This is a genomic window from Phocicoccus schoeneichii (assembly GCF_014635565.1).
GTDB lineage: Bacteria > Bacillota > Bacilli > Staphylococcales > Salinicoccaceae > Phocicoccus > Phocicoccus schoeneichii.
In genome coordinates, this window is the sequence record NZ_BMDB01000001.1 from 865723 (window position 1) to 880899 (window position 15177).

Here is a 15177-nt window from a genome sequence, read left to right on the forward strand (position 1 = left end):
TAAATCACCCTTCTGCTTTGAGTTCAAAGAGTGCATCACGCAGTTCTGATGCGCGTTCGAAGTCGAGTTCGCGCGCCGCTTCTTTCATGTCTTTTTCTAACTGCTTGATAACTTTTTCTCGCTCTTTCTTTGTCAGTTTTATCGTACCCGATTTTTCCGGTTTCTTATCATCTTTATTTTCTACTTCTGCACTGATTACATCTCGGATATCTTTCTTGATTGTCGTCGGTGTGATACCATGTTTTTCGTTAAATGCAATCTGGATTTCACGGCGTCGTGCTGTTTCATCTAATGCATATCTCATCGAGTCCGTGATTTTATCGGCATACATAATCACGTGACCTTCACTGTTACGTGCCGCGCGTCCAATCGTCTGTACTAATGAACGAGATGAACGCAAGAACCCTTCTTTGTCTGCGTCTAATATCGCAACGAGCGATACTTCTGGAATGTCTATCCCCTCACGCAGCAAGTTGATTCCGACGAGTACATCATATGTGCCGAGACGGAGTTCTCGAATGATTTCAATACGTTCTAACGTCTTGATTTCAGAGTGTAAGTACTGCACTTTTACGCCAGCTTCTTTTAGATAAGTAGTTAAATCCTCTGACATTTTTTTCGTGAGTGTCGTGATGATGACACGTTCGTTTTTTTCACTACGCTTCACAATTTCATCTAATAAGTCGTCGATTTGATGCTCTGTTGGACGTACGTCAATTGTAGGATCTAAAAGACCTGTCGGGCGAATGATTTGTTCCACCATTTTTTCAGTGTGCTCTAGCTCGAACGGTCCTGGTGTCGCTGACACATAAACGAGTTGCTTTGCTTTATCTAAAAATTCGTCAAACATCAGTGGACGGTTATCGAGTGCTGATGGTAGACGGAATCCATGATCAACAAGCACCTTTTTACGCGCTTGGTCACCGTTGTACATGCCTCGAATCTGTGGCAGTGTCACGTGAGACTCGTCGATCATGATGACGAAGTCTTTAAAGTAGTCGAGAAGCGTATAAGGTGTTGACCCGAGTGGTCGTAACGTCAAATGCACTGAATAGTTCTCGATACCTGAACAGAAGCCCATCTCTCTCATCATCTCAAGGTCATAGTTTGTACGTTGTTCGAGACGTTGTGCTTCAAGTAACTTGTTTTCATCTCTCATCTTTTTAAGCTGTTCTTCTAATTCTTTTTCAATACGCTCGATTGCTACTTGTAGCTTCTCATCACGCGTTACGAAGTGGGATGCTGGGAACAGCACAAAGTGCTCGCGTTCGTTGATGACTTCACCTGTCAGATAGTTAATTTCTCTAATTCTATCAATCTCATCACCGAAAAACTCAATGCGAATACACTGTTCTTCTTTTGAGGCAGGGAATACCTCAACAATATCTCCACGTACTCTAAACGTACCGCGCTTAAAGTCGATGTCGTTACGCTGATATTGAATGTCAACGAGCTTTCTAAGTAACTGGTTACGGTCAATTTCCATACCGACACGTACATTTAATCTCATGTTTTGGTACTCTTCTGGGTTACCTAAACCGTATATGCATGACACCGATGCGATGATAATGACATCGTCCCCTTCAAATAAAGATGAAGTTGCCGAGTGTCTTAATTGGTCGATTTCATCGTTAATCGACGCATCTTTTTCAATAAAAGTATCCGTGGACGGAACATAAGCTTCTGGCTGATAAAAATCATAGTAGCTCACAAAATATTCCACACGGTTATTTGGAAAGAATTCTTTAAATTCACTATATAATTGTCCTGCAAGTGTTTTGTTATGTGCGATGATCAAAGTCGGTTTGCCGATTTCTTTGATGACTTGACTCATCGTAAATGTCTTACCTGTACCCGTTGCACCGAGTAATGTCTGGTGGCGCTGACCACTTTTAATTTGCTCCACGAGCTCTTTTATTGCTCTGGGTTGGTCACCTGCAGGTTCGAACTCTGATACTAATTCAAACTTTGCCATATTTTTTGCCTCCACTTAAAGTTACTTCTATCTTACTACAAATTGTCCGAAATAAAAAAAGAAACGACAAACACACGTTCGGTCATTTCTTTTCGTCATTTTTATGTTGTTCTACGTTGAATATATCAATCAGCATATATCCGATAACAATGCTTAATGCATCTAAATAAATTACCCACTCTGAGTTATAAAAACCACGTGAAATTGAAACCGCAAAGATGATAAAAACAAGAATAATCGCGACGTAGCGATTTCTTGTGAATGCGGTAAACATTACGATTAGGAATGCAGGCACAACAAGTGCCATCATGTACCAAAATAATTCCATATACTATTCTAACTCGAGAATCGCTTCAGTGATAGTTTTTAGCTCAGATTGGGGAATGGAGCGCTCTGCGAGCATCTCTGTGAGTATATTTTCTAAAAAGTCTCTAACACATGCCAGTTGTTTATATCGTTTGATTACGCCGAGTGATTCTTCATATACTTCAAAGAATAGCTCTTCTGGATTTCCTTTTTGGATTTCTCCAAATGATTCATATAATAAATCTATTTTGTCGGCAACTGCTAATATTTGCCCTTCGATTGTACTATCTTTTCCTTCACTAAATCGTTCCTTATAAATCTCTTGAAACTCTTTCGGAAATTCTCTGTCGACAAATTTAGCTGTCATTGTTTGTTCGACTTGTGAAAATAGTTGGTTCAACTCTGACGATGCGTATTTTACAGGAGTTTTAATGTCCCCTGTAAATATCTCTGGATAGTCATGGTTCAACGCTTTTTCATATAGCAACTTCCAGTCAATTTCAGTTCCGTTGTATTCTTCAACTGTTGCAAGATATTGCGAGATCTTAGTTACTTTAAAACTATGTGCTGCTACATTATGCTCTTGGTATTTAAATTTACCTGGCATACGTGTTAATTTTTCGAGGTCATTTAAACTTTTAAAATATTGATGTATTCCCATGTTACTGCTCCTTTACAAATTGAATGTATTGGTCGAGTGTTTTGTTCGATAACTCTCCGACATAGACTCGTGCTATATTTCCTTCTTGGTCAATAAAAAATGTCGTCGGTATCATCATGAGTTTATATCTTTCAAGTGCTTTTTCTTCATCTTCGAATAAATAGATTGGATAGTCTACATCGAATTCGTCTAGAAATTTATTTCGACCTTTTTCGTTATCTGAGATGTTCACACCCACAAGTGCGACATCGTCATCTAAATTTTTGTTGTATTCATCTAGGAGAGGCGTTTCACTTCGGCAAGGTCCACACCATGATGCGAAGAAATTCACAACAGTTACCTTGTTTTCTTCTATTAAATCTTTTAAATCTTCGTCAGCATTTATGATTTCGGTCACAGGTAAATCAAATGTGTCCCCAGACGCGTGATGGGTATCATGCGACTCTGTATTTTTAATGCTCTCTACATTTGAGTTCGACAGAATTTCATCTGACTTCTGTATTACTGTATAAATACTAATGCCGATCACGACGACTGCTACAATTATAGTCACCGTAATGAGTAACTTTTTGTTCATGAAGCTGCCTCCCTAATTTGTTACACCAATCTTACCATGAACTCGACTTATTTATTAAATAAATCTATTACAAATTTGTTAGATAAAAAAAGCTACCCCGAAGGGTAGCATATATATATTAATGAATGAAGTTGTGGTTTGCAACTTTGTCTGCTGAGATTGTTCTCATTGTTTTAGTGCCTGCTGTTGGCCAGCCCATTTCTGATACTGTAATTGATCCGTCTGGGTTGATTGATTCAACAACTGCAACGTGTCCAGAGCTGTATGCACCGTTCGTGCCAGCATAGCTATGAACAATCGCACCAACTGAAGGTGTGTTGTTTACGTTGTAACCATTCGCACGCGCATTGTCTGCCCAGTTATTTCCGTTACCCCACATGTTACTTACGCCTTTACCTAATTCTTTACGACGTTCGAATGCATACCATGTGCAGTCTCCGTAGTAGTAATAGTTTACACCGTAAGAGGATTGTGTTTTAGATGAAGTGCTTGGAGCTGCTGCTTGTTCTGCCGCTTTTCTTTCAGCCGCAATCTTCGCTTGACGTTGTTGTTCTTTTTGAGCTGCGATTCTATTTTGTTCAGCTTTGATTGCCGCTAGACGATCTGCTTCGGCTTTCTCAGCTGCTGCTTGTTCTCTAGCAATTCTATCTTGTTCTGCTTTTTCAGCTGCTGCTCTATCTGCTTCAGCTTTTTGTGCTGCTTGTTCTCTAGCAATTCGATCTGCTTCAGCTTTTTGTGCAGCTGCTTGTTCAGCCGCTACTTTGTCTGCTTCGGCTTTTTGTGCTGCTTGTTCTCTAGCAACACGATCTGCTTCAGCTTTTTGTGCAGCTGCTTGTTCTGCCGCTACTTTGTCTGCTTCGGCTTTCTCAGTTGCTAAATCTTCAGTTGTTTCAGATACTTCCTCTACAACTGGTGTTTCCTCAACTACTTCCGCTTCTTCAGTTACAACTTCAATAACTTCTTCAACTTCAGGAGTTTCTGTTACTTCTTCTACAACTTTAGTTTCTGTTACTTCTTCTGTTTTTTCTTCAACTTCAACAACTTCTTCTACTACTGGTGCTTCTACTTCACCTGTTAATACTAGAACTTGTCCTGGGAAGATTAAATCAGATTTTAAGCTATTGATTGATTTTAATGTATTTAAGTCAACGCCTGTTTCGCGTGAAATTTTATAAAGTGTGTCTCCAGATTGGATTACATATGCACCAGTTGTGTTTGTTTCTTCAACTGCTTCAACTGTTTCTACAACAGGTGTTTCTACTGATTCAACTGCAACTTCAGGTGCAGATACTTCTTCTACTATGTCAACATTAAGTGTTAATGTTTGACCTGGGAAGATTATATCAGATTTTAAATTGTTCGCTTTCATGATCTCGCTGTAAGATACACCATATTGGTTACCAATCGCCCAGAGTGTATCTCCGGCTTTTACCTCATATGTATTTGCATCATTTTTCGTGAATGACTGACTGTAAGATAAAACATCGCCAGGATGAATTAAGTTACTTGATAGATTATTTGCTGATTTAAGATCAGCTACAGTAGTACCTACAGCGTTAGCAATACCCCATAGTGTGTCTCCTGATTTAACTGTTACTTCTTCTGCTTGGATATTCGCTACAGATGTACCAGCAAGAGCTGTCAATGTTGCTACCGAAACGACCGTCTTTTTCATGTATTCTTGTTCCTCCTAGTGATTTACTGTTATATTATTGTCTAACTTCCGTTTATAAAAGTTTTAAATAGTTTATACAATCAAGATACGACCTACTATAGCATAAAAATCAGTGATTTAATCCGATGTAATCATAATGTAATATAAACGTAAAAATGCAGTGTATATTGTTACAATCCGTGTCTTTATCTTTACTATTTATTCAAAAATTAAAAAAGTCCGAGCATAAACTCGGACTTAGTAAATCTATTTTAAATATAAGGAGCGCATTAATATCTGTAATATCCATCAACGTAACCGTGTACGTATGATACAGCTCTAAGGCCAACGCCTTCAGATGGGTTAAGTGCATCTACCATCATACCGTTACCTACGTATACTCCAACGTGTGAATAGTTGTTGAAGAAAACAAGATCTCCGGGTTGTGGGTTAGATACTCTAGTTCCAGCATCTCTTTGAGCCCATGTTGTACGTGGAATGTTTTTACCTTTATATTGCGCCATAAATTGTTGCGCGAATGATGAACAGTCTACTGCGTATGCACTGTTTGCACCATATACATATGATTTTCCTTTTGAAAGGTTTAATGCGATTGTGTATGCATTACCGTTTCCTTGTGAAACAGGTTGTGACGCTTGCTGTGCTGCTTTTTGTGCTGCTGCTTCACGTTCACGTTTTTCAGCTGCTTTTTGAGCTGCAATTCTTTGTTGTTCTTTTTGAGCTTGAATGCGTGCTTCTTCTGCACGTTGTGCCGCTACTCTTTCTTCTTCAGCTTTAATTGCCGCTTGACGGTCAGCCTCAGCTTGACGTGCCGCCGCTTGTTCAGCTGCTACTCTGTCTGCTTCTGCTTTCTCAACTGCCGCTTGTTCAGCTGCTACTCTGTCCGCTTCTGCTTTCTCAACTGCCGCTTGTTCAGCTGCTACTCTGTCCGCTTCTGCTTTCTCAGCTGCTTGATCTACAGTTTCAACGGCAACTTCTATTTTTTCAACTTCAGATACTTCTTCAACCGCAGGAGTTGTTGGAACTTCGCCTGTTAAAACTAAAACGTCGTCCGGGAAGATCATGTCTGATTTTAAGCTGTTTAAAGCTTTTAATGTATCAACGTCTACACCTGTTGCACGTGAAATGCTTGCTAATGTATCGCCTTTTTGTACGATATATGCACCAGTTTCTTGTACTTCAACTGTTTCAGTAGCTTCAACTTCTTCTACAACTTCAACTTGAGTTTCTTCAACTTGTGTAACTTCCTCTGCTTGAACTTCTTCAGCGACTTCAACTTCTTGTACAGTTGCAGTCTCAGAAGTTTGCGTGTTTTCTTCTACAGAAGCGACTAATGATAATGTTTGTCCTGGGTAAATCATGTCAGAGTTTAAGTTGTTGATTGTCATGATTTCTTGGTAAGAAAGTCCAACTTCGTTTCCGATTGCCCAAAGTGTGTCTCCAGCTTTTACTGTATATGTATCTTTTGATACTTCTACTGTTTGATTAAAACTTAATACGTCACCTGGGTGGATTAAGTCTGATTTAAGATTATTCTCTGCTTTTAAGTCAGCTACAGTTGTACCTGCTGCTTGTGCAATGCTCCAAAGAGAGTCACCTGATTTTACTGTTACTTCTTCTGCGTTTGCTGTTACTGCTGATACTCCTGTTAATGCCGTTAAAGTTGCTACTGAAAAAATCGTCTTCTTCATCCTTAAAAATCCTCCTACGGTTTATGAATCGTTTTTTTCTGTTTATCTAAGTTCGTTTTATTAGTTGGTACTAACTATATCATAGGGGATTCGCGATATTTTCATTGTTACACTTCTGTAATATAACCGTTAGATTAAAGAAACATCGTCTATTTATGTGAATGTAGCCACTTTGCAAGAGCATCAAGGTCTTCCTCGTCTTTTACGAGTCCAGCAGGCATACTGCGTCTCCCGTTTATTACAACGTTTTTAATTTCTTCTTCCGATAGTTTCGATCCGATATGTGTTAAATCTTTGGCACTACTACCTCGTCCACCGAGATCTTGGCCATGACATCCGATACATGTTTGCTTATACACGAGTTCGCCTGGATCTGCGTCTGAGACTGTCTCTTTAGTTGCCGTATTTTTATCTTCTGAAGTACCACAACCTGCGAGAAGAATCGTAAGAGTAAGTACTGTAATTATTTTGCGCATAAATATTTCTCCTATATATGAATTTTTCGGCAAGTAAAAAAGCCTTAGGGGCATGTCGCCCGCTAAAGCTTACTTATGATCTGCTAACCATGATGCAAGTGCGTCAAGCTCTGCTTGGTCTTGAACTAGACCACCAGGCATTCCGCCTTGACCGTTTTCAATAACATCTTTGATTTCATCTTCAGAAAGACGATCGCCGACTGTTGAAATATCTGGACCAGATGCTCCTGTTAGGTCGCTACCGTGACAGCTCGCACATGATTGGTTGAAGATTTTTTCAGGATCCACGTCACCTGAGTTTGCTTCGTCAGCCGATTCGCCACCGCCACCACAAGCTGCAAGTGTGAGAACTGCTGCAAAAGAAAGTGATGCAAATAACTTTTTCATTACAAATCCCCCCTCATTCTTACTTTTAATTATGTACCACTTGATGTCCTTATTCAATACCCTTTAGTTGTATTTAAAAACACTATAATAAGAAATTTCATAAAGATTAATGTTATTTTTAGTGTTTTCACAAGATAAAATTAGAAATCCTTTGAGGATTCTACTACACATTTCGTATTTAAAAAAAAACGAACTCTCCCTCGAGAGTTCGTTCCTATCAATACAATCTATTAACTTACATGCCATCTGAGGTACGCGTCGATGAAGCCGTTTAGATCGCCGTCCATCGTCTTGTCGGTGTTTCCGACTTCGTAGCCTGTTCTGTGGTCTTTGATCATTGAGTATGGATGGAAGACGTATGATCTAATCTGCGATCCCCAACCAATTTCCATTTGTTCGCCTTTAATTTTTGCAATTTCTTCTTTTTGCTTTTCAAGCTCTAATTGATAGAGCTTAGATTTCAACATCTTCATTGCGGTTTCTCTGTTTTTTATCTGTGAACGTTCGTTCTGACATGTCACAACGATTCCACTCGGATGGTGCGTGATTCGTACGGCTGAGTCTGTCGTGTTGACGTGCTGTCCGCCGGCTCCGCTCGAACGGTATGTGTCGACACTAATATCGTCACTATTTATTTCGATATCAATTTCCGTGTCTTTGAACTGAGGCGTCACTTCGCATGATACGAATGACGTGTGGCGGCGTCCTGACGAGTCAAAAGGAGAGATACGCACAAGTCGGTGCACACCTTTTTCTCCTTTTAACATGCCGTACGCAAATGGTCCTTTGACTAAAATCGTCACACTCTTAACGCCCGCTTCATCTCCAGATTGATAATCTAAAGTCTCTAACTTAAATCCTTCATGATCCGCAAATCGTTGGTACATACGCAGTAGCATTTCTGCCCAGTCTTGTGCTTCTGTACCACCTGCTCCAGGATGAAGTTCTAAAATTGCGTCTGAGTCATCGTGCTCTTCACTTAGGAGAAGATTCATTTCGTAAGATTCAGCCTTCTCTTTTGCAGACTGTACCATTGACTCAACATCGTTTGCTAAGTCTTCATCGTACTCTTCGTCGAGTAGCTCAAACGTCACTTCAATGTCGTCAACTTCAGTTTCAATTTCCTTGTATCCATCGACAACTCCTTTTAGTGCATTCGTCTCTTGAATCACAGCGTTCGCCGACTCTTGGTCATCCCAAAATGTCGGCTCTGCCATGCGCTCTTCATTCTCTCTTATATTGACTTCTTTTTCCTCTAAGTCAAAGAGACCCCCTAAAGTTTTCGAGTTTGTCTCTCATCTCAGATAAGAATTGTCTAATTTCGCTCTTTTCCATAATTTACTCCTTAAGCACCGTGACAGTTTTTGTACTTCTTACCAGATCCACATGGACATGGATCGTTACGACCAACCGTTACTTTCTTTCTCACTGGCGCTTTCTTTACTTTTTCTTTCCCGTCTCCGGCTCTCATCTTGCTTCTGTCCACAACTTGTTCACGCTTCACTTCTTCATTGCCTTGAACTTGTGTTTTTAGAACAAATTTTGCTGTATCATCTTCGATTGCGACCATCATGTTTTCAAACATTTCAAGTCCTTCGTTTTGATACTCACGTAGCGGGTTAATTTGACCATATGAACGGAGATGAATACCCGTTCTCAGTTGGTCCATCGCGTCAATATGTTCTGTCCATTTCTGGTCGATTTGTCTAAGCATCATCATACGTTCGAATAAGCGCATGCGCTCACTTGTTAATGTTTCTTCTTTTCGTTCTAATTCTTCGCGTGATTTCGTCTTAACAAGTTCGATGATTTCATCGTCTGTGCGGTTTGTGATATCAGACACAGTGATGTCTTCGTCTCTCACGTACATGTCTACGAGCACGTTTTTCATGTTTTCGTAATCAACAGAGCCTTCCACTTCCGTGTTTAAGAACTCTACTGTACGTGCGATTGATGAGTCAATCATGCCGTAAAGCAGTTCGCGAACATCTTCTTTGTCAATGATTTCGTTACGCTCTCCGTAGATAATTTCACGTTGACGACGAAGAACATCATCGTATTCGAGTACACGTTTACGTGCGTCGAAGTTGTTCCCTTCCACACGTTTTTGTGATGATTCTACCCCACGCGTAATGAATCCACTTGTTAATTGTTCGTCTTGCATGCCGAGGCGTTCCATCATCGCTTGGATTCGGTCAGAACCGAAACGCAGCATGAGGTCATCTTGAAGTGACAGATAGAATGTACTTACACCAACGTCACCTTGACGACCTGAACGACCACGTAACTGATCGTCGATACGACGAGATTCGTGACGTTCTGTACCAATTACTGCAAGTCCACCTAACTCTTTAACACCTTCGCCGAGTTTGATGTCTGTACCACGACCGGCCATGTTTGTCGCAATCGTTACCGCACCGCGTTCACCAGCGTTTTCGATAATCTCTGCTTCCATCTCGTGGTGTTTCGCGTTCAGTACGCTGTGTCTGATGCCTTGTTTTTTCAATAGGTCGGAGATGAGTTCAGATGTTTCAACCGCAACCGTACCGATTAAGATCGGTTGTCCTTTTTCGTGACGCTCTTTCACTTCATCAATCACCGCATCGAATTTATGTTCTTTTGTTGAAAACACTTTGTCGTTGTTATCAATACGTGCAACAGGTCTGTTCGTTGGAATCTGTATTACGCGCATGTTATAAATATTTAGAAATTCTTCTTCTTCCGTTTTCGCCGTACCTGTCATACCAGACAATTTATTGTACAGTCTGAAGAAGTTCTGGAATGTAATCGACGCGAGTGTTTTAGATTCTTTTTGAATTTCCACTGCTTCTTTTGCTTCGATTGCTTGGTGGAGCCCTTCAGAGAAGCGACGTCCTGGCATTGTGCGTCCCGTGAATTTATCGACAATTAAAATCTCATTGTCTTCAACCACATAGTCCACGTTTTTCTCCATCGTATAGTTCGCACGGAGCGCTTGGTTAATGTGGTGTAGGATGCCTACGTGTTTCACGTCGAATAAGTTTTCGAGCTTGTACCATTTTTCAGCTTTAGTCATACCTTCTTCAGTTAAGAGAATTGTATTTTTACGCACATCATATGTGTATTCTTCATCTTTTTTCAGAGTGCTCACAAAGAGTTGTGCTTGCATATATGCATCTGTACGCTCATCTGCAGTCCCTGAAATAATCAGTGGTGTACGTGCTTCGTCAATTAAAATAGAGTCAACCTCGTCGACTACGCAGTAGTTTAAGCTGCGCAGTACGCGGTCTTTCTTATAGGTCACCATGTTGTCACGAAGATAGTCGAAACCGAGTTCGTTGTTCGTTGAATACGTGATATCTTGTGCGTATGCTTCGCGCTTTTCTTCAGCATTTTTCGAGTTTAAGTTTAGACCTACTGTAAGCCCTAAGAAGTTATACAGTAATGCCATCTCTTCACTTTGGACGCTTGAAAGATATTCGTTGACTGTGATTACGTGTACGCCGCGTCCTGTTAAGGCGTTTAAGTACACAGGCATTGTTGCAGTTAACGTTTTACCTTCACCGGTTTTCATCTCAGCAATATCACCGTTATGCAGTGCGATACCACCCATGATTTGAACTTTAAATGGCGTGAGTCCTAGCACACGCTTAGAACCTTCACGTACGACAGCGAATGCCTCTACTAAAATCTCATCTAAAATTTTATTTTGTTTCTTTATATCGTCTTTATGTTCTTTAAGTCTTGCTTGGAATTCTTGTGTCTTTTCTAGCAGCTGTTCATCGCTTAACGCACTCATTGTGCTTTCTAGTTCAAGCACTTGATCTGCTTGTTTAGAGAGCGATTTTACTTCGCGCTTATTACCATCAAATATTTTACGCAAAATGCTCATGCAAATTCTCCTAACACATTAGTTATCATCATATTATTTTACCAAATATATCTTTTAAAATAAACGTATGCACATTAAAAGCCCCGAACGAACCATTCGGGGCGTCTTACTTTAAAGCTATTTAATTTGTTTCGATTAAACCATACTGACCGTCTTTACGTCTATATACAATGCTTGTGCCGTCAGTTTCTCTGTCGTTAAATACGAAGAAATCGTGACCAAGCATGTCCATTTGTAAGATCGCTTCTTCAGCATCCATTGGTTTTAATGTAAATTCCTTAGATTTAAAGACTTTAATTTCATCGTCTTTTTGATCGTCTTGGCCTGGCTCTTGTACGCTGAACATGTCTACTTCAGCTTGAGCTGTCTCACGGAACTTACGGTTAATTTTTGTTTTATGCTTTCTGATTTGACGTTCTAATTTATCAACCGATTGGTCAACGGCAACGTATAAGTCGTCGTGAACTTCTTCGGCACGTAATGTCAAACCTTTCATTGGGATTGTTATCTCAAACTTCCCTTGTTTGTTCTGATACGTTTTAATATTTGCGTGTGCAAATACCTCTGGGTCATTTTTGAAGTAACGTTCTAATTTGCTCACTTTGTCTTCAATGAAGCTTCTGATCGCATCTGTTACCTCGATGTTTTCTCCTCTGATTTCTACTTTAATCATGATGAACCCTCCTAATGAATCGGTTATTTCTTATACCCATTATACCAAACAACTTAAACCTTTGAAAACGTTAACACTTTAATTTCAGCGACTTCATGTGCGTCTAGCACCTCTACCGCATGTGTCATCGTCATCCCGGTCGTATATATGTCGTCTACTATTAATATTCTCTTATTTTTGAGTACTGAAACGTCAAAAGTGCCTTTAATTGTGAACGGATTTTGACTTTTGGCACGTTCGGATTTTGAGCGCTCCGATTGTCTTTTTCGATGTGCCGTTTCTAGCATATCCGTGTATTTTATTTTCAAACAGTCGAGTACTTCTGTTACTTGGTTGTAGCCACGTTCAGATAATCGTTTTGTAGATAAAGGGACGGGGACTACAAAGTCGTAGGATTTAAAGTTGTGGTTAATGAAAGATGCAAGTACTTCTTTTAACGCATTATCTCCCATAAACTTGTAACGGTGAAAGAGATCCGCAACCCTTTCATTGTAGTTTAAGAAGCTCGTGACCTCATGCGGGTATTCATAATTTGTATTGGTTTCTTTTAGAAGTTCATCTCGGCAATCCATGCATATTCGAGATTCTTTTTGAAACATGTTGAGTATCGTCATCTCAGTTTGCAATTGGTTGTGGCACATTAAGCAAATCATCTAGACTTCTCCTTTATTAAACATTCGAACCGTCTGTTTTGTTTTAAGTAGAGACAGCGTATTGTGCTTTGCAAAAAGATAAACATTACCAACAGGATCGACAATTTTTCGTCCTGCTCGCCCGGCGATTTGCATCAGACTTGCGCTATCGAAATATTCTGCGTGCACCACATAGACATCTAAATATTTAAAAGTCACACCACGTTCTAAAATTGTCGTCGTCACTAAAATATCGAGCGTGTCATTTCTCATCTGTTCTACTTTTTGTTTTCTTAATGGATCTCCGCTGTATACTGAATCAATTTTTGAGTAATTTACTTTTAGTACTTCCATGAACGGTTCTAGCATGCGTATTTCTGGTACAAAAATCAAAACTTTGCGATTTTCTTCTATGCTTTTGTCTATATAGTCTTTTAATGTTTTATCTAACTTCTTTTTCTTAAATGTTTTTTCTATGTCTCGAAAAATCACTTCAGGCATCGTGAGTTTTTGTCCATGGTATCGTCGTTTTATTGTGACGGTTTCTGTATTTTTAAACCCTCTTAGTAACGCACGATTTGGAGTAGCTGTCAGTAAGATGCAAGACCCTGTTTTCGTTAAAGCACGTCTTATTTGATTTTCAAGAATTTTATCACGAGCAAGTGGGAAAGCATCGACCTCATCGACGATGATGACGTCAAAGTGTTCGATGAAATTGTAGAGCTGATGGACTGTACATACCGTGAACACGTAGTCTGTCTCAATCTTTTCGTCGGCATACAATAAATCAATACGTGCTGTGACAAATGCATCTATTAGTCTCAAATAAATTTCACGAACGACATCAACACGTGGTGAGACAAATGCCACGTTCAGTCCGTTATTCCTTGCGTATTCGATACCTTGGAATGTGATCTCCGTCTTCCCTGCGCCAGTCACCGCATACAGCAATAGGTCATGATTGTTTTGTATGGCAGAGACGATCATGTCTGAGGCGTGCTGTTGCTCTTTGTTTAATTCGAAGTTGAGCTTAAATTCGATATTATCTTTATACCGTTTGGTGTCTTCGTAAAATAATGGAGTCAGGCTATCGCTCCGGCCGAGGGCAATACACTTTAAACAATACGTACATGCCCCTCGTAAATCTTTATAAGAATAAAACATGCTCACACTCGTGTTACTGCAGCGTAGGCATGTGTACTTACCATTCTCGTGAATAACGCCACGTTCCTTATATAAGTGTTGTCCTTTGTATTTTAATTTCATATATTTCTCCATAAAAAATACGCACAGCAAATATGCTGCGCGTATCTCTATTATTTTTTAAAATCCAGTTAAGTCTAATTTCATGTCTGAATATCCTAAACCAAGTGCTTCTTCTCCTAAATGAGTCCCAATGACAGGCCCGAAGTAACTTTTTAGGAATGTTGTTTTAGAGAATACAGAATCCTCTTTTAACTCTTCAATCCAAGCATCTGCTGCTTCTTCGTCATTCCCATGAATGATTGTGATGACCATTTCTTTATCAGAATGGCCATTCTTTTCGAAGTCAGATTTCACAAGTTGGATGACTTTGTCTTGTGCTTTTTTCATTGTACGAATTTTACCTTTCGCAACTATTTTTCCGTCTTCGAATTCTAAGATCGGTTTGATGCGTAAAAGACCCCCTACAAATGCTTGTGCATTTGAAAGGCGTCCACCTTTTTGTAAATTCGTTAAGTCGTTAACAATGAAATAAGCATTCATATGTTCTTTTTGTTTTAGCGTGTTTAATTCATCTAAGAGCTCATCGATTGGTTTTGTATCTTTATTTTGAGCTGCATATAATGCAAGCAACCCTTGAGGTGTACAAGCAATCTCTGAATCCACAACGTGTACATTAATACCTTCAACACTTTGTGCTGCAGATAATGCGTTCTGGCACGTACCACTAATTCCAGCAGATAAGTGGAATGAAATCACGTCTGTATATCCTTCTTTGTTTAACTCTGCTAGAAGTAAAATATAATCCCCAATTGATGGTTGGCTCGTACTTGGCAATCCATCAAAATCTCTCATCTTGTCATAAAATTCTTCAGTCGTGATGTCTTTACCCTCACGATATGTTTCTTCGCCAAAGATTGTATTCAATGAGATTGTGTAAATATTATTTTTATCTTTTATTTCCTCTGATAGATAAGCTGTTGAGTCTACTACAATCGCAATTTTCATTTGCTTGTCCTCCATACCCTTAACACTCATTACTATAATACT

At 39.6% G+C, this 15177-nt stretch carries 14 protein-coding genes; all 14 read right to left on the reverse strand.

Annotated elements, in window-relative coordinates:
* Positions 1-4: 4 nt before the first annotated feature.
* The 14 genes from uvrB to IEU51_RS04530 all read right to left on the reverse strand — a co-directional run bounded on the left by uvrB (position 5) and on the right by IEU51_RS04530 (position 15135).
* Entirely contained in the window at positions 5-1975 is a 1971-nt protein-coding gene (gene uvrB, locus IEU51_RS04465) for an excinuclease ABC subunit UvrB (protein ID WP_186085176.1), read from the reverse strand.
* Between the two features lie 82 nt (positions 1976-2057).
* Positions 2058-2303: a DUF2198 family protein gene (locus IEU51_RS04470; protein ID WP_186085174.1), complete on the reverse strand. Its 246-nt coding sequence runs from the start codon at positions 2301-2303 to the stop codon at positions 2058-2060.
* A 3-nt stretch (positions 2304-2306) separates the two neighbouring features.
* Entirely contained in the window at positions 2307-2942 is a 636-nt protein-coding gene (locus tag IEU51_RS04475) for a YfbR-like 5'-deoxynucleotidase (RefSeq protein WP_186085171.1), read from the reverse strand.
* Position 2943: 1 nt separating this feature from the next.
* Complete coding sequence (locus tag IEU51_RS04480) at positions 2944-3519, reverse strand: TlpA family protein disulfide reductase (protein WP_186085168.1); 576 nt, start codon at positions 3517-3519, stop codon at positions 2944-2946.
* A gap of 118 nt (positions 3520-3637) precedes the next feature.
* A complete protein-coding gene (locus tag IEU51_RS04485; protein ID WP_188349272.1) occupies positions 3638-5194 on the reverse strand; it encodes a LysM peptidoglycan-binding domain-containing protein in 1557 nt (518 codons plus the stop codon).
* A gap of 269 nt (positions 5195-5463) precedes the next feature.
* Positions 5464-6885 (reverse strand): C40 family peptidase, encoded by a 1422-nt coding sequence (locus IEU51_RS04490; RefSeq protein WP_186085151.1) that lies wholly within the window; start codon positions 6883-6885, stop codon positions 5464-5466.
* Between the two features lie 149 nt (positions 6886-7034).
* Positions 7035-7361: a c-type cytochrome gene (locus IEU51_RS04495; protein WP_186085148.1), complete on the reverse strand. Its 327-nt coding sequence runs from the start codon at positions 7359-7361 to the stop codon at positions 7035-7037.
* Positions 7362-7430: 69 nt separating this feature from the next.
* On the reverse strand, positions 7431-7748 hold the full coding sequence (gene cccB / locus IEU51_RS04500) for a cytochrome c551 (protein ID WP_186085145.1): 318 nt from the start codon (positions 7746-7748) through the stop codon (positions 7431-7433).
* 230 nt (positions 7749-7978) lie between these two features.
* A protein-coding gene (prfB, locus tag IEU51_RS04505; RefSeq protein ID WP_186085142.1) for a peptide chain release factor 2 occupies positions 7979-9083 on the reverse strand; the annotation gives its coding sequence in 2 pieces (ribosomal slippage) (positions 7979-9010 and positions 9012-9083; 1104 coding nt in all).
* Positions 9084-9093: 10 nt separating this feature from the next.
* Complete coding sequence (gene secA, locus IEU51_RS04510; RefSeq protein WP_186085141.1) at positions 9094-11619, reverse strand: preprotein translocase subunit SecA; 2526 nt, start codon at positions 11617-11619, stop codon at positions 9094-9096.
* A gap of 121 nt (positions 11620-11740) precedes the next feature.
* Positions 11741-12292, reverse strand: coding sequence for a ribosome hibernation-promoting factor, HPF/YfiA family (hpf, locus tag IEU51_RS04515; protein ID WP_308808171.1), 552 nt, complete (start codon positions 12290-12292; stop codon positions 11741-11743).
* A 53-nt stretch (positions 12293-12345) separates the two neighbouring features.
* Positions 12346-12945 carry a ComF family protein gene (locus IEU51_RS04520; protein ID WP_186085138.1) on the reverse strand — a complete coding sequence of 200 codons (600 nt, stop codon included), beginning with the start codon at positions 12943-12945 and terminating at the stop codon, positions 12346-12348.
* Positions 12946-14190 carry a DEAD/DEAH box helicase family protein gene (locus IEU51_RS04525; protein ID WP_186085135.1) on the reverse strand — a complete coding sequence of 415 codons (1245 nt, stop codon included), beginning with the start codon at positions 14188-14190 and terminating at the stop codon, positions 12946-12948.
* Between the two features lie 57 nt (positions 14191-14247).
* On the reverse strand, positions 14248-15135 hold the full coding sequence (locus tag IEU51_RS04530) for a DegV family protein (RefSeq protein ID WP_229713837.1): 888 nt from the start codon (positions 15133-15135) through the stop codon (positions 14248-14250).
* Between the last annotated feature and the right edge of the window lie 42 nt (positions 15136-15177).

Coding starts and splice junctions, on each gene's coding strand:
- uvrB (WP_186085176.1), bottom strand. CDS start 1,975: ATGGCAAAGTTTGAATTAGTATCAGAGTTCGAACCTGCAGGTGACCAA.
- IEU51_RS04470 (WP_186085174.1), bottom strand. CDS start 2,303: ATGGAATTATTTTGGTACATGATGGCACTTGTTGTGCCTGCATTCCTA.
- IEU51_RS04475 (WP_186085171.1), bottom strand. CDS start 2,942: ATGGGAATACATCAATATTTTAAAAGTTTAAATGACCTCGAAAAATTA.
- IEU51_RS04480 (WP_186085168.1), bottom strand. CDS start 3,519: ATGAACAAAAAGTTACTCATTACGGTGACTATAATTGTAGCAGTCGTC.
- IEU51_RS04485 (WP_188349272.1), bottom strand. CDS start 5,194: ATGAAAAAGACGGTCGTTTCGGTAGCAACATTGACAGCTCTTGCTGGT.
- IEU51_RS04490 (WP_186085151.1), bottom strand. CDS start 6,885: ATGAAGAAGACGATTTTTTCAGTAGCAACTTTAACGGCATTAACAGGA.
- IEU51_RS04495 (WP_186085148.1), bottom strand. CDS start 7,361: ATGCGCAAAATAATTACAGTACTTACTCTTACGATTCTTCTCGCAGGT.
- cccB (WP_186085145.1), bottom strand. CDS start 7,748: ATGAAAAAGTTATTTGCATCACTTTCTTTTGCAGCAGTTCTCACACTT.
- secA (WP_186085141.1), bottom strand. CDS start 11,619: ATGAGCATTTTGCGTAAAATATTTGATGGTAATAAGCGCGAAGTAAAA.
- hpf (WP_308808171.1), bottom strand. CDS start 12,292: ATGATTAAAGTAGAAATCAGAGGAGAAAACATCGAGGTAACAGATGCG.
- IEU51_RS04520 (WP_186085138.1), bottom strand. CDS start 12,945: ATGATTTGCTTAATGTGCCACAACCAATTGCAAACTGAGATGACGATA.
- IEU51_RS04525 (WP_186085135.1), bottom strand. CDS start 14,190: ATGAAATTAAAATACAAAGGACAACACTTATATAAGGAACGTGGCGTT.
- IEU51_RS04530 (WP_229713837.1), bottom strand. CDS start 15,135: ATGAAAATTGCGATTGTAGTAGACTCAACAGCTTATCTATCAGAGGAA.